Below are 24,398 nucleotides of genomic sequence, written 5' to 3'. Positions count from 1 at the left end.
GGGTCAGCGTCCGCCGGCCGCATGCCGGGCCCGTGGTGTGAGCGGACCCGCCGGGGGTCAGGCGGCGGCCGAGGGGCCGCGGAGGCCGTGCATCAGCAGGGCCGTGAAGGCGGCCACCCAGAGCTCGTCCACCGGCTCGGAGCTGACCAGGGCGCGGTGCACCACGGTGCCCGCGATCACGTCGAAGATCAGGTCCGTGGTCCGGCCCGCGAGGAACTCGTCCTCTTCGTAGGGGAGTTCGCCGCGGGCCTGGGCGCGTTCGCGGCCCAGTACGACGAGACGTTTCTGCCGGTCGACGATCGCCGACCGGATCCGGTCACGCAGGGCCTCGTCCCGGGTGGACTCCGAGACGACCGCCATCAGGGCCGTACGGGCCTCCGGGCGGCGCAGCAGCTCCGCGAAGCGCAGCACCACGTACTCGATGTCGGCTTCCAGGGAGCCCCGGTCCGGCAGTTCGAGGGAGTCGAAGAGTTCCGCGACGGCGTCCACGACCAGCTCGCTCTTGCCCGCCCAGCGCCGGTACAGGGTGGTCTTGGCGACGCCCGCGCGGGCCGAGACGTCGCCCATCGTCAGCTTCGACCAGCCCAGCTCGACCAGCGCGTCCCGGGTGGCGGCGAGGATGGCGGCGTCCGCGGCCGCGCTGCGGGGGCGACCGGTGCGTCCGGGGCTGGGGTTGCGCATGGCCGAGACCATACCCGTCGGTAGCCGAACGGGACGCTGTGGTTCAGATCACGGTCACGGCGGGGGCGCGCGGGCCCTCCGGGGGAGTTACGCTACGGCTCGTAGCGTAAGAGCGACAACCACGCGAAGAGCTACAGGCGCCAGGTGGGGACCCGGCGCCGCCCAGCAACACGATCGCGACAGTACGACCGCACGGCCAATTCACGCGATCTTTTTCGTCGGCGCGCGCACACGGGGGAGGATGTACGCATGCAGCCCAGAAACATGTCCATGAGCGGCGTCGTCGACCTCGCCGCGGTGAAGGCGGCCGGCGAGGCCAAGGCCAAGGCCGAGCAGGCCCGTGCCGAAGCGGCCCGCCAGGCGGGCCAGGGCGGCGGGGCCGGCCCGGCCGTCGGCGCCGTTCCGCCGTCCGCGCTCGTCGTCGACGTAGACGAGGCCGGCTTCGAACGTGATGTGCTCCAGCTCTCCGCGGAAGTCCCGGTCGTCCTGGACTTCTGGGCCGAGTGGTGCCAGCCGTGCAAGCAGCTCAGCCCGCTCCTGGAGCGCCTGGTCACCGAGGCCAACGGCCGTCTCGTGCTGGCCAAGGTGGACGTCGACGCCAACCAGATGCTGATGCAGCAGTTCCAGATCCAGGGCATCCCGGCCGTCTTCGCCGTGGTCGCCGGTCAGGTGCTGCCGCTCTTCCAGGGCGTCGCCCCGGAGCAGCAGATCCGCGAAACCCTCGCCCAGCTGGTCCAGGTCGCCGAGGAGCGCTTCGGGATCATCGGCATCGAGGTCGACCCGAACGCCGAGGGACCCGCCGGGCCCGTCGAGACCGAGGCCCCGGCCGGCCCGCACGACGCGCTGCTGGAGGCGGCCGTCGTCGCGCTGGACGCCGGTGACCTCGGCGGCGCGGTGCAGGCGTACAAGAACGTGCTCGCGGACGACCCCGGCAACACCGAGGCCAAGCTGGGCCTCGCCCAGGCCGAGCTGCTCGCCCGGGTGCAGCACATGAACCCGCAGCAGGTGCGCTCCGCCGCGGCCGAGAACCCGCGCGACCCCGCGGCGCAGATCGCCGCGGCCGACCTGGACCTGGTCGGCGGTCACGTGGAGGACGCCTTCGGTCGTCTGGTGGACACCGTGAAGGTCACGTTCGGTGACGACCGGGATGCGGTGCGGCTGCGGCTGCTCGAACTGTTCGAGGTCATCGGCGCCGACGACCCGAGGGTCACCGCGGCGCGGACGGCGCTGGCGCGCGTGCTCTTCTAGACCGGCTCCGATCCGGCGCCGGACCGGCCGCGCAGCCGCTCCGGACCGGTCCCGCGCAGGGTCGCGGACGTCGCCGGAGCGCCGCCGATTTGTTGACACGTAGATAAACAGCGGCCGCACTTTGCCAAAACTTGGCAATTGCGGCCGCTGTTACTCGCAGTAAATCGAACCCTGTGAACTGTCCGGTGTGTTCACCATTTTGCCGTTCTGTCATGGCCCTTGGTGGCACCCTGTGTTGCCGACGGACGGTTACGGGCAGCATTCAGGTTATCGGGCCGTTACCCGCCAGTAACGAACCCCCTTGTGCCCCGGCCGGGAATGGACCACGATCGGCGACGCTCGGTCCTTCCCGCAGAGCCGCTCACTCGGAGCCGCGGTGGAGGGTCCCCACCGGGCCGGCCGGTGGCAGTGGCACCGGCCGTGGGACAGGGGGGTCTCTGCCACACGGCGGGGCCTGTCCTCCAGGTTGCGCGAACGCGTGGCCCAGTGGTTGTCGCTCGGGGGTGAACGCCGGTGTATCGGACGTGGCACGGCCGCGGCCCGGCCGCCTGCGCTCCTTCCCGAGGACGTAGCACTTCTCCCATCCCAGGACGGGCACGGCCCGGACCGGAGATGTACGTCCGAGAAGGAGGAACGAAATGAGTTCTCAGGTTCGTGGCGGGACCAGATGGAAGCGCTTCGCGCTCGTCATGGTGCCGAGCATCGCGGCCACGGCCGCGGTCGGTGTGGGTCTGGCGCAGGGTGCCCTCGCGGCGTCCTTCAGCGTCTCCGGCCAGGACTTCAAGGTCTCGGCCGACAAGCTCGACGGTGACAACCTCATCCAGTACGGCGGCATCGCCGAGGGGCACGACCTCAAGGGCAATGCGCAGCACCACCCGGTGACGATCTCCGGGTTCAGCCACGCCGAGATCACCAACATGTGCCAGTCGCTGGTGACCCCGACGCCGCTGGGCAACATCACGCTGCAGCTGCGCACCGGCCACAAGGGCAAGCCGGCCGTCGCCGACAACATCTACCTGGATGTTGCGGAGCTCGACACCGACGCCGAGTTCAAGAACCTGGACATCGGTGTCGCGGTCGGCGACGCGGGTCACAAGACCAAGCCGCAGGCCGGCACGGTCACCAGCCCGTACGCGTTCTCGCAGCGCGCCGACAAGGCGATCCTGACCAACGTGCGTCAGAAGGCGTGGGCGACCACGGCGGGCACCTTCAAGCTGCCCGACCTGAAGCTGCGTCTGCTCGGTGGCGACCAGCCGTGCTACCAGGACATCAAGGACTGATCCGGTCCTGGTGAATGACCGGACGGGCGGGCGCCGGCGGCCGTTGCCGCCCGCCCGTCCGGGCTCCACAGAGTTCTCCGTACCACCGTTTCCAGGGAGCTGTTGTCCATGAACCCCCAGGCCCCGGTTTACGTTCGCGCAGAAGACGACGCCTGGCTCACCGTGGTGTACTACCACTTCCGCGCCTGGCGCGGTCGCCGTCCCTTCTGGGCCGGGCTGTTCACGCTCCTCGGTGGCTTCCCGATCGCGTACTTCCCGTATGCGGACCTCCGGCTGGGCAACGTCAGTCTCGCCATGGCCACCACCGGCGGCGCGGGCGCACTGATCATCGGTGTACTGCTCATCACGCTGGGCCTGGCCCTCTGGTTCCAGCAGACCATCCGTGTCTTCGCCGGCGTCGCCTCGATCCTGCTGGCGCTCGTGTCCCTGCCGGTCTCCAACCTCGGCGGATTCGGGATGGGCTTCATCTGCTCCCTGGTCGGCGGCGCCCTGGCGCTGTCGTGGGCCCCCGGACAGCCGGTGGACGAGGAGCCTGCGGACCAGCCGCCGGCCACCGTCCCCCTGACCAAGTCGGAGGCGATGGCGGGTGCGCCGGGCGTCCCCGGACCCCGTGCGACGGAGACGGCAAACGCGAGCGAGACGACTGCCCACGCCGATGGCGGGAGGAACAGTGCGGGGTGACGAGACGCAGCGGGCCGTGGCCCCGGGCGCAGAGTCCCGTGAGAGGAAGGGCCCGCGCCACGCGGCGCCCAGGAAGTCGCTGCTGAACAAGATCCAGATACCCGTCGGCAAGACCATGGCACTGGCGGCGATGCCGACGGCCGTGTTCGTCGGCATGGGCATGGCGCCCAAGCTGGCCGTGGCCGACGACAAGGAGATCCCCTTCGCGCCCGGACCGTGCGTGACGCGCTCCGACGAGCCGGCGGAGACCGAGTCGAAGTCCCCGTCCCCCACGCCCTCCACGACGGCCTCGCCGAGCGCGTCGCCCAGCGCGTCGCCCGCACCGTCGACGGCCGCGAAGCCGAAGGCCGGCGCCGCGCCGGAGACCGCCAAGTCCCCGTCGGCGAACGCCCCGGCCCCGGCGACCACCACGCCGGCGCCGACCACGCCGGCGCCGACCAAGTCCGCGAACCCGCTGGACCCGCTGGGCGTCGGCGACAAGCTCAAGGACCTCATCGACGGGCTCGGCCAGCCGCTCAAGGACACCAAGGCGACCCCGACGCCCACGGCCACGCCGTCCACGACGGCCAAGCCGGCCCCGGCCCCGGACCCGGCCGCCGACGCGATCCGGGACGCGGCCAAGCAGGCGGGCGCCAAGGTCGAGGAACTGCCGGACGCCGTCAAGGACACCGTCAAGAAGCCCAAGGACGAGACGCCCAAGGACGAGGGCGGCGAGGACAAGGCCGACAAGGACGACGCCGACAAGGACAAGGGCAAGGACGACAAGGACGAGGCGAAGAAGGACCCGGACGGGAAGGAGCCCTTCCCCTGCCCGACCTACGACGCCGAGGCCCTCGCCAACGCCGAGCTGGAGCAGGGCATCCCGCTCCTGCCGGACGAGCCCTGGTACCTCGACAGCTCGCTGCTGACCCTCTACGGCCTGGACTACCACGGCATCGTCGAGGTGAAGACCGCCGGCGGCAAGGTCAAGAAGGTCCTGAAGTTCACCGCGGACTCCCTGGACATCAAGGACCTCTACCAGACGGTCGGCAAGAACGGGAACGTCGCCCACCTGAAGTCCCGTCCGGGCTCCACGTCCAAGATCCGCGGCGGCACGGTGACGATGTACACCGAGAGCCTCAAGGGGAACCTGTTCGGTCTGATCCCGATCGAGTTCACCCCGAACAGCCCGCCGCCGCTGAACGTCCCGTTCGCCTTCTTCACGGACGTCAAGGTCGTCCAGGCGGCGCAGTTCGGCGGGACCCTCACGGTCCCGGGCCTGAAGAACTACATCGGCCCGCCGGAGTAGTCCGCGCAGGGCCGAGCGCCGCACGCCGTACACACCGAGGGCGGCACCCCGCATCGCTGCGGGGTGCCGCCCTCGGTCTCTGTGCGGCAGAGTCGGGTGCGGCGCTGCGGCGTCAGCCGCGGGCGACGCCACCCAGGTGGTGGACCCGGACCATGTTGGTGGTGCCGGGTACGCCGGGGGGCGAACCGGCCGTGATGATCATGGTGTCGCCGTCGTTGTAGCGGCCGAGCTTGAGCAGCTCGCCGTCGACCAGGTCGACCATCGCGTCGGTGGTGTCCACGTGCGGGACGATGTACGACTCGACGCCCCAGCTCAGCGTGAGCTGGTTGCGGGTGTTGACGTCGGTGGTGAAGGCCAGGATCGGCTGGGTCACCCGGTAGCGCGACAGGCGGCGGGCGGTGTCACCGGACTGGGTGAAGGCGATCAGCGACTGGGCGCCGAGGAAGTCCGCGATCTCGCACGCCGCGCGGGCCACGGAGCCGCCCTGGGTGCGCGGCTTCTTGCCCTGGACCAGCGGCTGGAGGCCCTTGGAGAGGAGCTCCTCCTCGGCCGCCGCGACGATCTTCGACATCGTCTTGACGGTCTCGATCGGATAGGCGCCGACCGAGGACTCGGCCGACAGCATGACCGCGTCCGCGCCGTCGAGGATCGCGTTGGCGACGTCGGACGCCTCCGCGCGCGTCGGACGGGAGTTGGTGATCATCGACTCCATCATCTGGGTCGCCACGATCACCGGCTTGGCGTTGCGGCGGCACATCTCGATGAGCCGCTTCTGGACCATCGGGACCTTTTCGAGCGGGTACTCGACGGCCAGGTCACCGCGGGCCACCATGACCGCGTCGAAGGCGGCGACCACGGCCTCCATGTTCTCGACGGCCTGGGGCTTCTCCACCTTGGCGATGACGGGGACCCGGCGGCCCTCCTCGTCCATCACCTTGTGGACGTCCTTGACGTCGTTGGCGTCGCGCACGAAGGACAGGGCGACCATGTCGCAGCCCATCCGCAGGGCGAAGCGCAGGTCGTCGACGTCCTTCTCCGACAGGGCGGGGACGTTCACGGCGGCACCCGGCAGGTTGATGCCCTTGTGGTCCGAGATGACACCGCCCTCGATGACGATGGTCTTCACCCGGGGGCCGTCGACCTCCGTCACCCGAAGCTCGACGTTGCCGTCGTTGATCAGGACCTGGTCGCCCTTGGCGACGTCGCCCGGGAGCCCCTTGTAGGTGGTGCCGCAGATGGACTTGTCGCCCGGGACGTCCTCGGTGGTGATGGTGAACTCGTCACCGCGCACCAGCTCGACGGGGCCCTCGGCGAAGGTCTCCAGACGGATCTTCGGGCCCTGGAGGTCGGCGAGGACGCCGACGGCGCGCCCGGTGTCCTCGGAGACCTGCCGGACGCGGTCGTACCGCTCCTGGTGTTCTGCCTGGGACCCGTGGCTGAAGTTGAATCGGGCCACGTTCATGCCTGCCTCGATGAGCGCTTTCAGCTGCTCATACGAGTCGACGGCGGGGCCCAGCGTGCAGACGATTTTGGAACGGCGCATGACTGGATCCTATCGGTTTGTTTCGCAGCGGAATATTCCGGCTGGTGGAAAGTCCAAGTGACTAATGGGTAACCAGCGCGTACGCCTGGGTGGCGATCTCCAGTTCCTCATCCGTCGGGACCACCGCCACGGCCACCCGGGCATGATCCGCCGAAATCAGCCGCGGCTGCGGGGAACGCGCCGCGTTGGCTTCGAGATCCAGCGCCAGACCCAGCTCGGCGAGGCCGTCGACCGCCGCCTCCCGGACCTGGTGGGCGTTCTCCCCGACCCCGGCCGTGAACGCCACCGCGTCCACCCGGCCCAGCACCGCCGAGTAGGCCCCGATGTACTTCTTCAGCCGGTGGACGTAGGCGTCGAAGGCAAGGCGTGCCGACGCGTCGCCCTCGCCCGCCCGCCGCAGCACCTCGCGCATGTCGTTGTCGCCGCACATGCCCAGCAGACCGCTCTTCTTGTTCAGGAGCGAATCGATCTCGTCCACCGAGAGGCCGCCCACCCGTGCCAGGTGGAAGACGACCGCCGGGTCGAGGTCGCCCGACCGGGTGCCCATGACCAGCCCCTCCAGCGGGGTCATGCCCATGGACGTCTCCACGCAGATCCCGCCCCGCACGGCCGAGGCGGACGCGCCGTTGCCGAGGTGCAGCACGATCACGTTCACGTCCTCCACCGGCCTGCCGAGCAGGGCGGCCGTCGCCCGGGAGACGTAGGCGTGGGAGGTGCCGTGGAAGCCGTACCGCCGGACGGAGTACGCGTCCGCGGTCGCCGCGTCGATCGCGTACCGCGCCACGTGCTCCGGCATCGTCGAGTGGAAGGCGGTGTCGAAGACGGCGACCTGGGGGATGTCCGCGCGCAGCGAGCGGGCCACCTCGATGCCCGTGACGTTCGCCGGGTTGTGCAGCGGCGCCAGCGGGATCAGGTTCCGGATCTCCGCGAGGACCTCGTCGTCGATCACGGTCGGCCGGGTGAAGCGCGTCCCGCCGTGCACCACCCGGTGGCCCACCGCGGCCAGCTCGGGGGAGTCCAGACCCGTCCCGTCGGCCGCGAGCTCGGCGGCCACGGCCTTCAGGGCGGCCTCGTGGTCCGCGATCGGGCCGTTCTGCTCGCGTCTGCCGCCGGTCGCCGCCGGGCCGGTGAGCGGCTCGTGCACCAGCCGGGAGGTCTCCTCGCCGATGCGCTCGACCAGGCCGACGGCCAGGCGCGACCGGTCCGCCATGTCGAGGAGCTGGTACTTGACGGACGAGGAGCCGGAGTTGAGGACGAGTACGCGCGATGCGGTCACGGCGGGGTCTTTCCTTGTCGCGGGCGGTGGAGAGGGGGGAACGGGAGAAGGAGGAAGGGGCGGAGCGGGTCAGGCGGTGGCGGCGGGGCCCGGGGCGCCCTGCGCCTGGATGGCGGTGATGGCCACGGTGGTGACGATGTCCTGGACGAGTGCGCCGCGCGACAGGTCGTTGACGGGCTTGCGCAGGCCCTGGAGCACCGGGCCGACCGCGACCGCGCCCGCCGAACGCTGCACCGCCTTGTAGGTGTTGTTGCCGGTGTTGAGGTCGGGGAAGACCAGCACGGTCGCCCGGCCGGCCACCTCCGACCCCGGCAGCTTCGTCGCGGCGACGGAGGGCTCCACGGCCGCGTCGTACTGGATCGGGCCCTCGACGGCCAGGTCGGGGCGCTGCTCGCGGACGATCTCGGTGGCCTTGCGCACCTTGTCGACGTCGGCGCCCGAACCGGAGGTGCCCGTCGAGTACGAGAGCATCGCCATCCGCGGCTCGACACCGAAGGCGGCGGCGGTGGCCGCGGACTGGACGGCGATGTCGGCCAGTTGCTCGGCGTTAGGGTCGGGGTTGACCGCGCAGTCTCCGTAGACGAGGACCCGGTCGGCCAGGCACATGAAGAAGACCGAGGAGACGATGGACGCCTCCGGCTTGGTCTTGATGATCTCGAAGGCCGGGCGGATGGTCGCGGCGGTGGAGTGCACCGAGCCGGAGACCATGCCGTCGGCCAGGCCCCGCTGGACCATCAGGGTGCCGAAGTAGTTGACGTCGGTGACCACGTCGTGGGCCAGCTCGACGGTCATCCCCTTGTGGGCGCGGACCTGCGCGTAGTACTCGGCGAAACCTTCCCGCAGCGGGGAGGTCGCCGGGTCGATGAGCTGTGCGGCCGAGATGTCGACACCGAGGTCCCCGGCCTTCTTCAGGATCGTCTGCTCGTCGCCCAGCAGGGTCAGGTCGCAGACGCCCCGGCGCAGCACCACGTCCGCGGCGCGCAGCACGCGCTCCTCGGCGCCCTCGGGCAGTACGACGCGGCGGCGCTCGGAACGCGCCCGCTCCAGCAGCTCGTGCTCGAACATCATCGGCGTGACGCGCTCGGAGCGGCCCACCGAGAGCAGGCCGCGCAGCTCGCCGGTGTCCACGTGCCGCTCGAAGAGGCCGAGCGCGGTCTCCAGCTTGCGCGGGGTCGCGGAGTTCAACCGGCTCTGCAGCGAGAACAGTTCGGCGGCGGTCGGGAAGCTGTTGCCGGCCACCGACACCACGGGCGTGCCCGGCGCCAGCTTCGAGGCCAGCGTCAGGATGTCCTGGCCCGGCCGCTCGTTCAGGGTGAGCAGCACACCGGCGATCGGCGGGGTCCCCGAGGCGTGCGCGGCGAGCGCGCCGATGACGAGGTCGGAGCGGTCGCCGGGGGTCACGACCAGGCAGCCCGGCGTCAGGGCGTTCAGGAAGTTCGGGAGCATGGCGCCGCCGAAGACGAAGTCCAGCGCGTCGCGGGCCAGGCCCGCCTCGTCACCGAGGAGCACCTCGCCGTCCAGCGCCCTGGTGATCTGGGCGACCGTCGGGGCGGACAGCGACTTGTCGTCCGGCAGCACGTAGCAGGGCACGGGGAGGCGGGCCGCCAGCCGTTCGGCTATCAGGTCCCGGTCCTCCGCGGCCACCCGGTTGACGACCATCGCGACGACGTGGCAGCCCAGGCTCTCGTACGCCCGGTAGGCGTTGCGGGCCTCGGCGCGCACGGCCTCGGCAGGGTGCTTGGTGCCGCCCACGACGGGGACGACGACCGCGCCCAGCTCGTTGGCGAGGCGGGCGTTGAGCGCCAGCTCGTCGGGGAGGTTGGTGTCGGCGTAGTCCGTGCCGAGGACGAGTACGACCTCGTAGTCCCGGGCCAGCCGGTGGTAGCGGTCGACGAGCTGGGAGACCAGCTCGTCGGTGCCCTTCTCGGCCAGGATCGCCGACGCCTCGCGGTACTCCATCCCGTAGGCCGTCGAGGCGTCCTGCTCGATCCGGTAGCGGGCCTTGAGCAGGTCGAAGAGGCGGTCGGGTGCGTCGTGGAGCAGCGGTCGGTAGACGCCGACCCGGCCCGTCTGCCGGGTCAGGAGTTCGATGATCCCGAGTTCGACGACCTGTCGGCCGTCCCCCCGCTCGATACCGGTCACGTACACGCTGCGCGTCACGCGTGCTCTCCGTCTCTCGTGTGGTCGATCGGCCCGGTTGGACTGGCTTGCCCTCTTGACAATACCTCCGCCAATGGATAGGGCGCCCGATGGAACAAAGGCCCGGTCCGGAGGGCCGGAAGGCCTCCGGGGCGAGTGGCGCGGAGCGCGCCCCACCCGGAGCCCGTGGAACAATCGGACAGGCGGCATCAATACGCCCTGCACGTGTACGGGCCGGCGCAGGCACCCGCACACACGGCCGGGTGCGACCAGGAGCAGGAGACACAGCACGATGCGTATCGGAGTTCTCACCGCGGGCGGCGACTGTCCGGGCCTCAACGCTGTCATCCGGTCGGTCGTACACCGCGCGGTCGTCGGGCACGGCGACGAGGTCATCGGCTTCGAGGACGGCTTCAAGGGCCTCCTCGACGGCCACTTCCGCCCCCTCGACATCAACGCCGTCAGCGGCATCCTCGCCCGCGGCGGCACGATCCTCGGCTCGGCGCGGATGGAGCGGGCCCGGCTGCACGAGGCCGCCGAGAACGCGCAGGAGCTGGCCGTCCGCTACGGCATCGACGCCCTCATCCCGATCGGCGGTGAAGGCACCCTGACCGCCTCCCGCATGCTGTCCGACGCCGGCATGCCGGTCGTCGGCGTCCCGAAGACCATCGACAACGACATCTCCTCCACCGACCGCACCTTCGGCTTCGACACCGCCGTCATGGTCGCCACCGAGGCCATCGACCGCCTCAAGACCACCGCCGAGTCGCACCAGCGCGTCATGGTGGTCGAGGTCATGGGCCGCCACGCGGGCTGGATCGCCCTGGAGTCCGGCATGGCGGGCGGCGCCCACGGCATCTGCCTGCCGGAGCGCCCCTTCGAGGTGGACGCCCTGGTCAAGATGGTCGAGGAACGCTTCGCCCGCGGCAAGAAGTTCGCCGTCGTCTGCGTCGCGGAGGGCGCGCACCCGGCCGCCGGCTCCATGCCGTACGAGAAGGGCGCGATCGACGCCTACGGCCACGAGCGCTTCGCCGGCATCGGCAACCGCCTCGCCGTCGAGCTGGAGCACCGCCTGGGCAAGGAGGCCCGCCCGGTCATCCTCGGCCACGTCCAGCGCGGAGGCGTCCCCACCGCCTACGACCGCGTCCTCGCGACCCGCTTCGGCTGGCACGCCGTCGAGGCGGTCCACCGCGGCGAATTCGGCAACATGACCGCCCTGCGCGGCACCGACATCGTGATGGCCCCCCTCGCCCACGCGGTCACCGCGCTCAAGACCGTCCCCGAGGACCGGATGTACGAGGCCGAGTCGGTCTTCTGACCCCCGGCCGCCCCGGGCGGACGCCCGCGCCCTCCGGGCGGCCCGGCCCCGACCTACGACGCGCCGCCCGCGAGCTGCCAGAAGCGGTCCACGATGCCCGTCAGGAACTCGCGGCCCGCGTCCCCGCTGGCCGCCTCGCCCTGACCGCCGCCCCAGCTGAGCGTCGCCACCATCCGCGACTGGTAGTCCCCGTGCAGCTGCTCCAGCACCCGCTCCAGGTGGTGCCGGGGGATCGGCAGCAGCTTGCCGAGCGGCTTCACGTACGCCTGCCAGCGCGTGGTGACCGCGCTGCGCAGCAGCTCGGCCAGCTCCTCGTGCTTGCCGGTCGCCGTCACGAACTGGGCCAGGGTCAGCCCGAGCACCGTGGCCAGGGCGGCGGACTGCCGCTCGTTGCCCTTCCAGCGCCCGGTGTCCTCCATCTTCTGGTAGGCGCTCGTCTCCAGGCCGATCCGCCGGGCCAGTTCGTCCGCGGCCAGCCCGCGGGCCATCCGGTGCTCCCGCAACGTGACCGGCTCGGCGAGCAGTTCGCCCGGAGCGCACCACAGGACGCCCGCGAGCGCGGTGAGCTCGGCGGACGACGGTGATATCTCCCCGCGCTCCCAGGCCATCACCGTCTCGGGCGCGACGACGAGTCCGTACTGGGCGCGCAGGCCGTAGGCGACATGTCCGGGAGCCATGCCCAGGGCCGCGCGCAGGCGCCGCGCGGCGGGGGCATTGAATGGTGGGCTGGAGTGCACACCGCACACCGTAGAAGTGGCCGGGCTGCGCCGCCTACAGACCAAACAAACAAGCCCATACCTCGTAGGAAAGTCCTAGGAAGTAGGGGGCTTTTGGCGAGTTTTCCGGCGACTGTCCGGTAATCGGGGCACTCGAAGATCCAGTACTCAGTACGGTTCCAGCCAACGCCCGGCGACGCAAGACCCCTCACACGCCCTCCCCGGAATGTGAACCGGAACGCCTTCCTGTACGTGGTTCCTGTGGGGCCCTCGCATACGGGGGTGGCGAGGGCCCCGCCCTCCCCGCCCCTTGCCCTGACGTCGGCGTCAACGCTTACGGTCGGTCCATGCGCATCGGCGAACTGGCGGAACGCGCCGGGACCAGCACCCGGACGCTGAGGTACTACGAGGCGCGCGGGCTGCTGCCCGCGCGGCGCGCGGACAACGGCCACCGGACCTACGACGAGGACGACCTGCGGCTGCTGCGGGAGATCCGCACGCTCCAGGACTTCGGCTTCGAACTGGAAGAGACCCGGCCGTTCCTGGAGTGCCTGCGGGCCGGCCACCCGGCCGGGGACTCGTGCCCCGCTTCGCTCGCCGTCTACCGGCGCAAGCTCGCCGAGCTGGACGACCTGATCGGCCGGCTCGCAGACGTACGGGACCAGGTCGCGCGGCAGCTCGCCGGCGCCGAGGAGGCAGCCGGCGAGGCCGCCGCCCCGCGCTGCGAGATGACGCCCTGACCCCCACGAGAGAGGAATCGACATGGTGCACGCCCACGGAGTGGCCGAGGTGACCGACGCGGACTTCGAGGCCGAGGTCCTCGCCGAGCGCGGCAGGCCCGTCCTGGTCGAGTTCACGGCGGACTGGTGCGGCCCCTGCCGCCAGCTCGCCCCGGTGCTGTCGAGCATCGCCGCCGAGGAGGCCGAGCGCCTCAAGGTCGTGCAGATCGACGCGGACCGCAACCCCGGCACCGTGGCCCGGTACGGGGTGCTGTCCATGCCGACCCTGCTCCTCTTCCGCGACGGCGAACCCGTCCGCCAGATGGTCGGCGCCCGGCCCAGGCGCCGCCTCCTCCAGGAACTGGACGACCAGCTCGCTACGGCCTGAGCCAGATCGTGGCCAGCGGCGGCAGCGTCATCCGCAGGCTCGCCGGGCGGCCCTGGGCCGGTACCGGCTCGGGCCGCAGCGGCTGCGCGTGGTGCACCCCGCTGCCGCCGTAGGCCTCCCTGTCGGTGTTGAGGACCTCACGCCACTGCGGCACCTCCTCCGGCACCCCGATCCGGTAGCCGTGCCGGACCACGGGCGAGAAGTTCGACACCGCCAGCAGCTGCGAACCGTCCTGCGCGTACCGCAGGAAGGCGAAGACGTTGTCCTCCGCGGCGTCCGCCTCGACCCAGGCGAAGCCCTCCGGTACGGTGTCGCGCTCCCACAGCGCCGGCGCCGCCGCGTAGGCGAGGTTCAGGTCGCGCACGAGGTCGCGCACGCCCCGGTGGTCGGCGGCCGCCCCGTAGGAGGAGTCCAGCAGCCACCAGTCCGGCCCGTGGCTCTCCGACCACTCCGACCCCTGGGCGAACTCCTGCCCCATGAAGAGGAGTTGCTTGCCCGGATGGGCCCACATGAAGCCGAGGTACGCCCGGTGCGCGGCCCGCTGCTGCCACCAGTCGCCGCCCGGGATCTTCGACACGAGCGAGCGCTTGCCGTGCACCACCTCGTCGTGCGAGATCGGCAGCACGTAGTTCTCGCTGAAGGCGTAGATCATCCCGAAGGTCATGTCGTGGTGGTGGTACTTGCGGTGCACCGACTCCTTCGACATGTAGCGCAGGGTGTCGTGCATCCAGCCCATGTTCCACTTCAGGCCGAAGCCCAGCCCGCCGCCGTCCGTCGGCCGGGTCACGCCGTCCCAGGCGGTGGACTCCTCCGCGATGGTCACCACCCCCGGGCAGCGGCGGTACACGGTGGCGTTCATCTCCTGCAGGAACGCCACGGCGTCCAGGTTCTCCCGGCCGCCGTGCTCGTTGGGCGTCCACTCGCCCTCGCCCCGCGAGTAGTCCAGGTAGAGCATCGAGGCCACCGCGTCCACGCGCAGCCCGTCCACGTGGAACTCCTCGCACCAGTACACGGCGTTGGCGACGAGGAAGTTGCGCACCTCCTTGCGCCCGTAGTCGAACTCCAGCGTCCCCCAGTCCGGGTGCGCGGCCCGCCGCGGGTCGTGGTGCTCGTACAGGGGCCGTCCGTCGAACTCCGCCAGCGCCCACTCGTCCCGCGGGAAGTGCGCCGGCACCCAGTCGACGATCACGCCGATCCCGGCCCGGTGCAGCGAGTCCACGAGGAAGCGGAAGTCGTCCGGCGTGCCCATCCGCGAGGTCGGGGCGTAGAAGCCGGTGACCTGGTACCCCCACGAGCCGCCGAAGGGGTGCTCGGCGACCGGCATCATCTCCACGTGCGTGAAGCCCAGCTCCTTGACGTACGCGGGGAGCTGCTCGGCGAGCTGGCGGTAGGAGAGCCCCGGCCGCCAGGACGCCAGGTGCAGTTCGTACACCGAGAAGGGGGCCTGGTGCGGGGGGCGGGCGCCGCGCCTCGCCATCCATTCCGCGTCCTGCCACGCGTACTGCGACGCCGTGACCACGGAGGCGGTCGCCGGCGGGACCTCCGTGGACCGGGCCATCGGGTCGGCGCGCAGCGTGTGGCTGCCGTCGGGGCGCGTGATGTCGTACTTGTACAGCGTCCCCGCGCCGACCCCGGGCAGGAACAGCTCCCAGACACCGCTCGCGCCGAGCGAGCGCATCGGATGGGCGACCGAGTCCCAGTACGAGAAGTCCCCGGCGACCCGCACCCCCTGCGCGTTCGGCGCCCACACGGTGAACCGGGTGCCCGCCACGCCCTGGTGCACCATCGGCTGGGCGCCCAGCGCCGTCCACAGCCGCTCGTGGCGGCCCTCGCCGATCAGGTGGAGGTCCAGCTCGCCGAGGGCGGGCAGGAACCGGTAGGCGTCCTCGACCTCGATCTCGTCGCCCTCGTACGCCACCAGCAGCCGGTAGTCCGGTACCGCCGCCAGCGGCAGCAGACCGGAGAACAGCCCGTCGCCCTCGTCGTGGAGCTCCGCCCGCAACCCCTTGGCGATCACCGTGACCGCCTTGGCGTAGGGGCGCAGTGCCCGGAAGGCCACCCCGCCGTGCTGGGTGCGCGCGCCCAGCACCGCGTGCGGGTCGTGGTGGCGGCCCTCCAGCAGCCGGGCCCGTTCCTCGGAGCCGAGCGCCGGCGCCGGCCGGACCCCGTGCGGAGGGGCGGCACGGCGGGCCCGGGGAGTGCGGGGCTTCTCGGCCGCCGCCGGGGCGGGTGCGGCATCGTCGCGGACGGTCGGTGACGGCTGTCGTGCGGCGCTCACGCGAGCGGCCTCCTCGGGGGCTTCGGGCGGGGGTGCGGATGGGGAGAGAGGGCGGGCGGGGTCGGCGGCACGCGGTGGGCGGGCCGTACCGGTTCCGAGAGCCGCCGGATCGCGGCCATCGGGACGTGCAGCCAGTCGGGGCGGTGCCGGGACTCGTACCGCGCCTCGTACACCGCCTTGTCGGTCTCGTACGCCCGCAGCAGTACGGGATCCTCGCGCGGGTCCCGGCCGGTGGTGCGGGCGTAGCCCTCGCAGAACGCGGCCCGGCAGTCGTCCGCCCAGGCGGGGGCGAACGGCCGGTGCGAGCGGGCGGCGTAGTCGAAGGAACGCAGCATCCCGGCGATGTCGCGCACCGCCGGTTCGGGACGGCGCCGGTCGGCCAGGGGCCGGGCCGGCTCGCCCTCGAAGTCGATCAACGACCAGCCGCCGTCGAGGGTGCGCAGGGTCTGACCCAGATGGAGGTCACCGTGGATCCGCTGCGCCGCCACCCCCGCCCCGCGGGACGCGGCCAGGGCGTCGAAGGCCCCCCGCAGCCCGGCCTCGTAGGGCCGCAGCGCCGCGACCTCCCGGGCCGTGGCCGCGAGCCGCGCCGTCATTCCGGCGGCCAGCCGGGCGGTCTGCTCGGGACCGAGGGCGACGGTGGGCAGGGCCGCGGCGAGCGCGCTGTGCACCTCCGCGGTGGCCCGGCCGAGCGCGTGCGCCTCGGCGGTGAAGTCCTCGCCGGCGCCGAGCCGGCGCAGTGCCAGCTGCCAGCCGTCGTCGGAGCCGCGCAGGTACGGCTGGAGCACGCCCAGCGTCAGCGGTTCGCCACCGGGTGGCTCCGCCTCGTACCAGGCGACGGGCGCCGGCACCCGCGTGCAGCCGGCCGCGGCCAGCGCCCTGGGCAGCTCCAGGTCCGGGTTGACGCCGGGGCCGACCCGGCGGAAGACCTTCAGGATGAACGAATCTCCGTAGATCAGGGACGAGTTCGTCTGCTCTCCGGACAGCGGCCGGGGCGTGAGCCCGGCCGGGATCGGCGTGGCCGGATCGCGGTCGAAACGCAGCGGGCCGAGCGTGCCGGGCGAGCGCAGCCGCTCCATCAGCATCGCCGCGAGCCGGGGGTCGCCCAGCGCCTCGTAGACCACCCGGCCGGCGTAGGGGCCCTCCTCGGCGTGGCCGATGAGGGTGGGGGCGAGTGCGGGCGGCAGGGACGGGCGGATGCCCAGCAGCAGCTGGTAGCAGTCCCCGTCCACGTCCAGGAGCACGTGCAGCAGTCCGGGGGTGGAACCGGGGGGCAGCAGGTCGGCCGCCGAGACGGTCGTGAGTCTGCTGATGGCCCGGCCCTTGCCCGCGAACCAGCGCTGCGCGGGCAACCAGGCCCGCAGCATCGGTTCCAGCGGGGCGATCCCGGCGGCCCGGTCGGCAGTGAGCCGGCTCCGGGCGGATGCAGCCTCCGACATGGCGTCGCGTCCTTTCCCCGGGCCGTCACAGAATGCGCAGAGTGTCCCGGATGCGCGGCAGTTGCTTCTCCGGCATGTGCGTGTGTCGGGTCAGGATGATCCGTACAGGGGCGGGCGATTGACCCGTTCGAGCCGCCCGCCCCTTGCTTCAGGCGTGTCCGCCTGTGACCGTGCCGCTATTCGGCGCGGCGGTCACCGCGCTGTTCGGCACGCAGCCGGAACCAGTAGAAGCCGTGTCCCGCCAGGGTCAGCAGGTACGGCCACTCGCCGATCGGCGGGAAGCGCACGTCACCGGTGAGCTCCACCGGTACCCGCCCGTTGAACGACTGCAGGTCCAGCTCGGTGGGCTGCGCGAAGCGCGAGAAGTTGTGCACGCACAGCACCAGGTCGTCCCCGTACTCGCGCAGGAACGCGAGCACCGCCGGGTTGGACGACTGCAGTTCGGTGTACGAGCCGAGGCCGAAGGCGGGGTTCGCCTTGCGGATCTCGATCAGCCGACGGGTCCAGTGCAGCAGCGAGGAGGGCGACGCCATGGCCGCCTCGACGTTGGTGACCTGGTACCCGTGGACCGGGTCCATGATGACCGGCAGGTTCAGCCTGCCCGGATCGCACGAGGAGAAACCGGCGTTGCGGTCCGGGGTCCACTGCATGGGGGTGCGGACGCCGTCGCGGTCGCCCAGCCAGATGTTGTCGCCCATGCCGATCTCGTCGCCGTAGTAGAGGACCGGCGAGCCGGGCAGCGACAGCAGCAGGGCCGTGAACAGCTCCATCTGGTTGCGGTCGTTGTCCAGCAGGGGGGCGAGGCGGCGCCGGATGCCGATGTTGGCCCGCATCCGCGGGTCCTTGGCGTACTCGGCGTACATGTAGTCGCGCTCTTCGTCCGTGACCATTTCGAGGGTGAGCTCGTCGTGGTTGCGCAGGAAGATGCCCCACTGGCAGTTCTTCGGGATGGCCGGGGTCTTGGCCAGGATCTCGGAGACCGGGTAGCGCGACTCTCTTCGCACCGCCATGAAGATGCGCGGCATGACCGGGAAGTGGAACGCCATGTGGCACTCGTCGCCGCCCTTGGCGAAGTCCCCGAAGTAGTCGACGACGTCCTCGGGCCACTGGTTGGCCTCGGCGAGCAGCACGGTGTCCGGGTAGTGCGCGTCGATCTCCGCCCGGACCCTCTTCAGCAGCTGGTGGGTGCGGGGGAGGTTCTCGCAGTTGGTGCCCTCCTCGGCGTACAGGTAGGGCACGGCGTCGAGGCGGAAGCCGTCGATGCCGAGGTCCAGCCAGAACCGCAGGGCGGAGATGATCTCCTCCTGGACGGCCGGGTTCTCGAAGTTGAGGTCCGGCTGGTGGGAGAAGAAGCGGTGCCAGTAGTACTGCTTGCGGACCGGGTCGTACGTCCAGTTCGAGGTCTCGGTGTCGACGAAGATGATCCGGGCGTCCTGGTACTGCTTGTCGTTGTCGGCCCACATGTAGTAGTCGCCGTAGGGGCCCTCCGGGTCCTTGCGCGACTGCTGGAACCACTCGTGCTGGTCGCTGGTGTGGTTCATGACGAAGTCGATGATCACCCGCATGCCGCGGGTGTGCGCGGCGTCGACGAACTCCACGAAGTCGGCGAGGTCGCCGAACTCGGGCAGCACCGAGGTGTAGTCGGAGACGTCGTAGCCGCCGTCGCGCAGGGGCGAGGCGAAGAACGGCGGCAGCCACAGGCAGTCGACGCCGAGCCACTGGAGGTAGTCCAGTTTGGCGGTGAGGCCCTTGAGGTCCCCGACGCCGTCGCCGTTGCTGTCGTGGAAGGAGCGGACGAGGACCTCGTAGAAGACGGCCCGCTTGAACCAGTCGGGATCGCGGTCCTTGGCTGGGGTGTCCTCGAAGGTGTCGTGGACGGGATCGTTGATCATCATGTGGTGGGTGACCCTCCGGTGGGCGGGGACGGTCGCAGAGCGGCCAGGACGTGCGCGGGCGTGCGGCCCGGCTCTAGACGCACGTAGTTCGCCCTGCCCCAGTGATAGGTCTCGCCGGTGAGCTCGTCGCGCACCGCGAGGGACCCGTGCCAGTCGAGGCCGAGTACCGGCATGTCCAACGAGACCGTCGCCTCCTGGGTGTGGTGCGGATCGAGGTTGACGACCACCAGTACGGAATTGGCGCCCGCGTGCTTCGAATAGGCGATCACCTGTTCGTTGTCGGTCGGGTGGAAGTGGATGTCGCGCAGCTGCTGGAGCGCGGGGTTGCGCCGGCGCAGCCGGTTCAGGGTGGTGATCAGCGGGGCGATGGTGCGGCCCTCGCGGTCGGCGGCGGCCCAGTCGCGCGGCCGGAACTCGTACTTCTCGGAGTTCAGGTACTCCTCGCTGCCCTCGCGCACCGGGGTGTTCTCGCACAGCTCGTAGCCGGAGTAGATGCCCCAGGTGGGGGACAGGGTGGCGGCGAGGACGGCGCGCACCTCGAAGGCGGGGCGGCCGCCCTTCTGCAGGTACTCGTGCAGGATGTCGGGCGTGTTGACGAAGAAATTCGGCCGCATCACCGAGGCGGACGCGGTGCCGGACAGCTCGGTCAGGTATTCGGTCAGCTCGGCCTTGGTGTTGCGCCAGGTGAAGTACGTGTAGGACTGCTGGAAGCCGACGGCGGCGAGCGCGCGCATCATCGCGGGCCGGGTGAAGGCCTCCGCCAGGAAGATCACGTCCGGGTCGGACTTGTTGATGTCCGCGATCACCTTCTGCCAGAAGACGACGGGCTTGGTGTGCGGATTGTCGACCCGGAAGATGCGCACCCCGTGGTCCATCCAGTGCCGCAGGATCCGGCAGGTCTCCTCGACGATGCCGGCCATGTCGGTGTCGAAGTGGACCGGGTAGATGTCCTGGTACTTCTTCGGCGGGTTCTCGGCGTACGCGATGGTCCCGTCGGCGCGGTGGCGGAACCACTCCGGGTGCTTCTCCACCCACGGGTGGTCGGGGGAGCACTGGAGGGCGAAGTCCAGCGCGATCTCCATGTGCAGCTCACGGGCGCGGGCGACGAAGGCGTCGAAGTCCTCGATGGTGCCCAGTTCGGGGTGGACCGCCTCGTGCCCGCCCTCGGTGGAGCCGATGGCCCACGGTACGCCGGGGTCCCAACTGCCCGCGGAAAGCGTGTTGTTCGGGCCCTTGCGGTAGGTGCTGCCGATGGGGTGGATGGGCGGCAGGTAGACCACGTCGAAGCCCATCGCGGCGATGGCGGGCAGCCGCTCGGCGGCGGTCCGGAAGGTGCCGCTGACCGGGGCCTCGCCGGGCTCCAGCACCGCTCCCTCGGAGCGCGGGAACATCTCGTACCAGGAGCCGAAGAGGGCCCGCTTGCGCTCGACGAGCACGGGCAGCGGTTTGGAGGCGGTGACCAGCTCCCGCAGGGGGCGCCGGGCGAGCGCGGCCGCCACGGCGGGGGAGAGGGCGGCCTCGTACCGCTCGGCGGCCGGCCGGTCCTCGTCCCGCATGATGTCGGCTGCGGCCAGGACGGCCTCGCGGCCGTCGCGCTTGGGGATCCGGGCCGCGGCCCGCTCGTAGAGCTCGGCGCCCTCCAGCAGCACCAGCCCGGTGTCGATCCCGGCGGGGATCTTGATCGCGGCATGGGCCCGCCAGGTGCCCACCGGGTCGCTCCACGCCTCGACGGTGTACGTCCACCTCCCCTCGACCTCGGCGGAGACCCGGGCGCCCCACCGGTCGGTGCCGGGAGCGAGTTCGCTCAGCGGCACGGGGGGCCGCAGCCGCCCCTTCGGATCACGCAGGACGACGTGGGCGGAGAGGGCGTCGTGTCCTTCGCGGAACACGGTGGCGGAGATCTCGAAGACCTCGTCCACGACCGCCTTGGCGGGTCTGGCGCCGCAGTCGACGGCGGGGCGGACGTCCAGCACGGGAATGCGACCGATCATGATGGGATCACCTGGGGGCAGTTCGCAGGGCTCGGTGACAACAGTCCAGCCGGTGTCACGACTGGTAGTGCACGCTCTGTTCGCTCTGTTTCTAGCCGCTCAAGAGACGGCTGGGCTGCGGGCATGGCCGCTCCTGTCCGCGTTCACTCGGGTGGCGGGGAGAGGGTTTGTGGGCGGGTGCGCCGTGCGTGTACCACGTGTACCCGGGGAGCCCTTCCCACTCTCCCCCAGCCCAATCCGCGCACTTGGTTAACTACTCGTACGTAGTGGCACGGGCAATACCAAGGCTCCGCTCGACATCCGGCGGGGCTCCGTCAAGTCGGCCGGGACTAGGTGACGTAGGAGCCCGCAACACCCGTCTCACGGCTCTCCGCAGCCCCTCGGGAACCACCCGCGCGGGGGTATGCGAGACAGCGGGTCCATGGTGCCGCGGGACGGGAGTGACCCGTGTTTCGCAGGATTTGAGAGATGTGGCCGAAAAAAGCCGGTCCTGGCCGGAGAGGCCCCGGCTCCGCGGCGGCCGGAAGCGGTGCGATGCCCGTCGGCCGCCAGGACACCGGCCGGGACGCCGGCACGGCCGAGACGCCGTACCGGGGGAACGGGCCGCGCGCCCTCCCCTTCGGGGAAACGGGCTGCACTCCCTCCTCCCGGGGCAGCCACTCGCGCACGGGCGCGGCGCCTCCACTGCTCGGCAGCCGGCGCCGGGATCATGGTGCCCGGCAGAGGCGGCATGGCCGGAATGCGGGGGCGTCGCTAGCCTTCCCGGGGTGATGCGCGGGTGCACAGCGTGGTGCGGCCGCTCCGATCCGCAATCCCCTGCGAAGGTGGAACGTGTGAAGGCTATCCGTCGATTCACCGTGCGCCCCGTCCTCCCGGAGTCCCTGCTGCCGCTCACCGATCTCGCGCGCAACCTGCGCTGGTCGTGGCATGCCGAGACCCGCGAACTCTTCCAATCCGTCGACCCCGAGGGCTGGCAGGCCGCCGGCGGAGATCCCGTCCGGCTGCTCGGCACGGTCTCCGCCGCCAGGCTTGAGGAACTGGCCGGAGACCGTCGGTTCCTGCGGCGCCTCGCCGTCGCCGCCGCCGACCTCGATGACTACGTGAACGGTGGGAGGTGGTACCAGAGCCGGGAGAACGGCCCGGAACTGCCCGCCGCCATCGCCTACTTCTCCCCGGAATTCGGGATCACCGCCGCCCTGCCCCAGTACTCCGGCGGCCTCGGCATCCTCGCCGGGGACCACCTGAAGGCCGCCAGCGACCTCGGCGTCCCGCTCATCGGCGTGGGACTCCTCTACCGCCACGGCTACTTCCGCCAGTCGCTCTCCCGCGACGGCTGGCAGCAGGAGCACTATCCCGTCCTCGACCCCAACGAACTCCCGCTCGGCCTGCTCCGCCAGGACGACGGCACCCCCGCCCGCGTCTCGCTGACCCTGCCCGGCGGCCGCGCCCTGCACGCCCACGTCTGGCAGGCGCGCGTCGGGCGCGTCCCCCTGCTGCTCCTGGACTCCGACGTCGAGGACAACGACGCCACCGCCCGCGAGGTGACCGACCGGCTCTACGGCGGCGGCAGCGACCACCGGCTCCTCCAGGAGATGCTGCTCGGCATCGGCGGCGTGCGCGCGGTGCGCGCGTACTGTGCGATCACCGGCCACCCCGACCCCGAGGTCTTCCACACCAACGAGGGCCACGCCGGTTTCCTGGGGCTGGAGCGCATAAGGGAACTGGAGCGGGAGCAGGGCCTCGGCTTCGACGCAGCCGTCGAGGCGGTGCGCGCCGGAACCGTGTTCACCACGCACACCCCCGTCCCGGCCGGGATCGACCGGTTCGAGCGGAGCCTGGTCGCCCGGCACTTCGGTGAGGGCGGGGAACTGGCCGGAGTACCGGTCGACCGGATCCTCGAACTGGGCGCGGAGTCCTTCCCCGGCGGCGACCCCGGCGTGTTCAACATGGCGGTGATGGGGCTGCGGCTGGCCCAGCGGGCCAACGGCGTGTCCACCCTGCACGGCGCGGTCAGCCGGGAGATGTTCGCCGGGCTGTGGCCCGGCTTCGACCCGGCCGACGTCCCCATCACCTCCGTGACCAACGGTGTCCACGCCCCGACCTGGGTGGCCCCCGAGGTCGTCCGGCTCGGTTCCCGCCAGATCGGGGCCGGCCGTACCGAGGACGCCCTGTCGGTCGGCGGTTCCCGTCGCTGGGACGCCGTCGCCGACATTCCCGACCAGGACGTGTGGGACCTGCGCCGGGTGCTCCGCGAGCAGCTGGTCCAGGAGGTACGGGACCGGCTGCGCGCCTCCTGGCTCCAGCGCGGGGCCGCCGCCGCCGAACTGGGCTGGGTGGACTCCGTACTCGACCCCGACGTGCTGACCATCGGCTTCGCCCGGCGCGTGCCCTCGTACAAGCGGCTGACGCTGATGCTGCGCGACCCGGACCGGCTGCGCAGGCTGCTGCTGGACCCGGAGCGGCCCGTGCAGATCGTCGTGGCGGGCAAGGCGCACCCGGCCGACGACGGCGGCAAGCGGCTCGTGCAGGAGCTGGTGCGCTTCGCCGACGACCCGCGGGTGCGCCACCGGATCGTCTTCCTGCCCGACTACGGCATGGCCATGGCGCAGAAGCTGTACCCGGGCTGTGACGTCTGGCTGAACAACCCGCTGCGCCCGCTGGAGGCGTGCGGCACGAGCGGGATGAAGGCCGCGCTGAACGGCTGTCTCAACCTGTCCGTCCTGGACGGCTGGTGGGACGAGTGGTTCGAGCCGGACTTCGGCTGGGCCATCCCGACCGCCGACGGGCTCGGCGCGGACGAGGACCGCCGGGACCACCTGGAGGCGAGCGCCCTCTACGAGCTGATCGAGGGCCGCGTCGCGCCCCGGTTCTACGACCGGGCCGGGCGCGCCGGGCTCCCGGTGCGGTGGATCGAGATGGTCCGGCGCACGCTCGTGTCACTGGGGCCGAAGGTGCTGGCCGGGCGGATGGTGCGCGAGTACGTGGAGCGGCTGTACGCACCGGCCGCGCTCGCCCACCGCGCCCTCACCGCCGACGCGGCGCGGGACCTCGCCTGGTGGAAGGGCCGGGTCCGGGCGGCGTGGCCGCGGGTGGGCGTCGAGCACGTGGAGGCGCTGGCCGCGGCTCCCGTGAACGGCACCGCCGAGCTGGGAGCCACCCTCACGCTGCGGGTGCAGGTGTCGCTGGACACGCTCGCGCCCGAGGACGTGGAGGTGCAGGCGGTCGCGGGCCGGGTGGACCCGCAGGACGTGATCCGCGACGGGCGGACCTTCCCGCTGAAGCCGGCCGCCGGTCCCGACATGGAGGGCCGCTGGGTCTACGAGGGCCCGCTCGCCCTCGACCGCACCGGGCCGTTCGGCTACACGGTCCGGATCCTGCCGACGCATCCGCTGCTGGCGACCCCGGCCGAACTGGGCCTGGTCGCGGCTCCCGCGGACACGGACAACGGCGGCGGGGTACTGCTGCGGTAGCGCGGGCGTGAGCTGCGCGGAACGGGCGGGCGGCGGGTCGACCGCCGC

Annotated in this window: 17 protein-coding genes; 8 read left to right on the top strand and 9 right to left on the bottom strand. The window is 71.5% G+C overall.

Annotation, left to right across the window (positions count from 1 at the left end):
• Window positions 1–57: 57 nt before the first annotated feature.
• The gene (locus AC2RP6_RS14190) at window positions 58–681 is read right to left on the bottom strand and encodes a TetR/AcrR family transcriptional regulator (RefSeq protein ID WP_030826756.1); all 624 of its coding nucleotides are present in this window, start codon (window positions 679–681) and stop codon (window positions 58–60) included.
• 249 nt (window positions 682–930) lie between these two features.
• On the opposite strand from AC2RP6_RS14190, the gene AC2RP6_RS14185 reads away from it, so the two are divergent.
• The 4 genes from AC2RP6_RS14185 to AC2RP6_RS14170 all read left to right on the top strand — a co-directional run bounded on the left by AC2RP6_RS14185 (window position 931) and on the right by AC2RP6_RS14170 (window position 5,178).
• Window positions 931–1,929 carry a tetratricopeptide repeat protein gene (locus tag AC2RP6_RS14185; RefSeq protein ID WP_486446550.1) on the top strand — a complete coding sequence of 333 codons (999 nt, stop codon included), beginning with the start codon at window positions 931–933 and terminating at the stop codon, window positions 1,927–1,929.
• Window positions 1,930–2,567: 638 nt separating this feature from the next.
• Window positions 2,568–3,209, top strand: coding sequence for a DUF6230 family protein (locus AC2RP6_RS14180; RefSeq protein WP_486446549.1), 642 nt, complete (start codon window positions 2,568–2,570; stop codon window positions 3,207–3,209).
• A gap of 108 nt (window positions 3,210–3,317) precedes the next feature.
• Window positions 3,318–3,890 carry a DUF6114 domain-containing protein gene (locus AC2RP6_RS14175; protein WP_486446548.1) on the top strand — a complete coding sequence of 191 codons (573 nt, stop codon included), beginning with the start codon at window positions 3,318–3,320 and terminating at the stop codon, window positions 3,888–3,890.
• Window positions 3,880–5,178 (top strand): hypothetical protein, encoded by a 1,299-nt coding sequence (locus AC2RP6_RS14170; RefSeq protein WP_486446547.1) that lies wholly within the window; start codon window positions 3,880–3,882, stop codon window positions 5,176–5,178. Before AC2RP6_RS14175 ends, AC2RP6_RS14170 begins: the two co-directional genes overlap by 11 nt.
• A gap of 112 nt (window positions 5,179–5,290) precedes the next feature.
• Here AC2RP6_RS14170 and pyk read toward each other — a convergent pair whose 3' ends face one another.
• The 3 genes from pyk to pta form a co-directional block, all read right to left on the bottom strand.
• The gene (pyk, locus tag AC2RP6_RS14165; protein WP_486446546.1) at window positions 5,291–6,721 is read right to left on the bottom strand and encodes a pyruvate kinase; all 1,431 of its coding nucleotides are present in this window, start codon (window positions 6,719–6,721) and stop codon (window positions 5,291–5,293) included.
• A 61-nt stretch (window positions 6,722–6,782) separates the two neighbouring features.
• Window positions 6,783–7,997 (bottom strand): acetate kinase, encoded by a 1,215-nt coding sequence (locus AC2RP6_RS14160; RefSeq protein ID WP_486446545.1) that lies wholly within the window; start codon window positions 7,995–7,997, stop codon window positions 6,783–6,785.
• A gap of 69 nt (window positions 7,998–8,066) precedes the next feature.
• Window positions 8,067–10,157 carry a phosphate acetyltransferase gene (gene pta / locus AC2RP6_RS14155; protein ID WP_486446544.1) on the bottom strand — a complete coding sequence of 697 codons (2,091 nt, stop codon included), beginning with the start codon at window positions 10,155–10,157 and terminating at the stop codon, window positions 8,067–8,069.
• Between the two features lie 271 nt (window positions 10,158–10,428).
• On the opposite strand from pta, the gene AC2RP6_RS14150 reads away from it, so the two are divergent.
• Window positions 10,429–11,454: an ATP-dependent 6-phosphofructokinase gene (locus tag AC2RP6_RS14150; protein WP_486446543.1), complete on the top strand. Its 1,026-nt coding sequence runs from the start codon at window positions 10,429–10,431 to the stop codon at window positions 11,452–11,454.
• 53 nt (window positions 11,455–11,507) lie between these two features.
• On the opposite strand, the gene AC2RP6_RS14145 is transcribed toward AC2RP6_RS14150, so the two are convergent.
• Window positions 11,508–12,131: a helix-turn-helix domain-containing protein gene (locus tag AC2RP6_RS14145; RefSeq protein ID WP_486450332.1), complete on the bottom strand. Its 624-nt coding sequence runs from the start codon at window positions 12,129–12,131 to the stop codon at window positions 11,508–11,510.
• Between the two features lie 386 nt (window positions 12,132–12,517).
• Between AC2RP6_RS14145 and AC2RP6_RS14140 the strand changes: the two genes are divergently transcribed.
• Both AC2RP6_RS14140 and trxA read left to right on the top strand, forming a co-directional pair.
• Window positions 12,518–12,910 (top strand): MerR family transcriptional regulator, encoded by a 393-nt coding sequence (locus AC2RP6_RS14140; protein WP_486446542.1) that lies wholly within the window; start codon window positions 12,518–12,520, stop codon window positions 12,908–12,910.
• 22 nt (window positions 12,911–12,932) lie between these two features.
• Window positions 12,933–13,277, top strand: coding sequence for a thioredoxin (trxA, locus tag AC2RP6_RS14135; protein ID WP_486446541.1), 345 nt, complete (start codon window positions 12,933–12,935; stop codon window positions 13,275–13,277).
• On the opposite strand, the gene glgB is transcribed toward trxA, so the two are convergent.
• From glgB to AC2RP6_RS14115, 4 genes are all read right to left on the bottom strand, one after another.
• Complete coding sequence (gene glgB / locus AC2RP6_RS14130) at window positions 13,267–15,555, bottom strand: 1,4-alpha-glucan branching enzyme (protein ID WP_486446540.1); 2,289 nt, start codon at window positions 15,553–15,555, stop codon at window positions 13,267–13,269. The two genes, trxA and glgB, sit on opposite strands and share 11 nt — an antisense overlap.
• Window positions 15,552–16,994 carry a maltokinase N-terminal cap-like domain-containing protein gene (locus tag AC2RP6_RS14125; RefSeq protein ID WP_486446539.1) on the bottom strand — a complete coding sequence of 481 codons (1,443 nt, stop codon included), beginning with the start codon at window positions 16,992–16,994 and terminating at the stop codon, window positions 15,552–15,554. Before AC2RP6_RS14125 ends, glgB begins: the two co-directional genes overlap by 4 nt.
• Before the next feature lie 176 nt (window positions 16,995–17,170).
• Window positions 17,171–18,889, bottom strand: coding sequence for a maltose alpha-D-glucosyltransferase (treS, locus tag AC2RP6_RS14120; protein WP_053612094.1), 1,719 nt, complete (start codon window positions 18,887–18,889; stop codon window positions 17,171–17,173).
• Window positions 18,886–20,880 carry an alpha-1,4-glucan--maltose-1-phosphate maltosyltransferase gene (locus AC2RP6_RS14115; RefSeq protein ID WP_486446538.1) on the bottom strand — a complete coding sequence of 665 codons (1,995 nt, stop codon included), beginning with the start codon at window positions 20,878–20,880 and terminating at the stop codon, window positions 18,886–18,888. The genes treS and AC2RP6_RS14115 overlap by 4 nt, the downstream gene beginning before the upstream one ends.
• An 833-nt stretch (window positions 20,881–21,713) precedes the next feature.
• On the opposite strand from AC2RP6_RS14115, the gene glgP reads away from it, so the two are divergent.
• Complete coding sequence (gene glgP / locus AC2RP6_RS14110) at window positions 21,714–24,350, top strand: alpha-glucan family phosphorylase (RefSeq protein WP_486446537.1); 2,637 nt, start codon at window positions 21,714–21,716, stop codon at window positions 24,348–24,350.
• The last annotated feature ends 48 nt before the right edge of the window (window positions 24,351–24,398 follow it).

This window comes from Streptomyces sp. WAC03905 (assembly GCF_057371075.1).
Note: the sequence above shows the minus strand (reverse complement) of the source record. Positions and strands in the feature narration are given on the sequence as shown.

What these genes read in the sequence shown, in the direction of transcription:
- pyk (WP_486446546.1), bottom strand. Translation starts at nt 6,721, where the DNA reads ATGCGCCGTTCCAAAATCGTCTGCACGCTGGGCCCCGCCGTCGACTCG.
- AC2RP6_RS14125 (WP_486446539.1), bottom strand. Translation starts at nt 16,994, where the DNA reads ATGTCGGAGGCTGCATCCGCCCGGAGCCGGCTCACTGCCGACCGGGCC.
- AC2RP6_RS14185 (WP_486446550.1), top strand. Translation starts at nt 931, where the DNA reads ATGCAGCCCAGAAACATGTCCATGAGCGGCGTCGTCGACCTCGCCGCG.
- AC2RP6_RS14140 (WP_486446542.1), top strand. Translation starts at nt 12,518, where the DNA reads ATGCGCATCGGCGAACTGGCGGAACGCGCCGGGACCAGCACCCGGACG.
- treS (WP_053612094.1), bottom strand. Translation starts at nt 18,889, where the DNA reads ATGATGATCAACGATCCCGTCCACGACACCTTCGAGGACACCCCAGCC.
- AC2RP6_RS14150 (WP_486446543.1), top strand. Translation starts at nt 10,429, where the DNA reads ATGCGTATCGGAGTTCTCACCGCGGGCGGCGACTGTCCGGGCCTCAAC.
- AC2RP6_RS14175 (WP_486446548.1), top strand. Translation starts at nt 3,318, where the DNA reads ATGAACCCCCAGGCCCCGGTTTACGTTCGCGCAGAAGACGACGCCTGG.
- AC2RP6_RS14115 (WP_486446538.1), bottom strand. Translation starts at nt 20,880, where the DNA reads ATGATCGGTCGCATTCCCGTGCTGGACGTCCGCCCCGCCGTCGACTGC.
- AC2RP6_RS14190 (WP_030826756.1), bottom strand. Translation starts at nt 681, where the DNA reads ATGCGCAACCCCAGCCCCGGACGCACCGGTCGCCCCCGCAGCGCGGCC.
- AC2RP6_RS14145 (WP_486450332.1), bottom strand. Translation starts at nt 12,131, where the DNA reads ATGGCTCCCGGACATGTCGCCTACGGCCTGCGCGCCCAGTACGGACTC.
- trxA (WP_486446541.1), top strand. Translation starts at nt 12,933, where the DNA reads ATGGTGCACGCCCACGGAGTGGCCGAGGTGACCGACGCGGACTTCGAG.
- AC2RP6_RS14180 (WP_486446549.1), top strand. Translation starts at nt 2,568, where the DNA reads ATGAGTTCTCAGGTTCGTGGCGGGACCAGATGGAAGCGCTTCGCGCTC.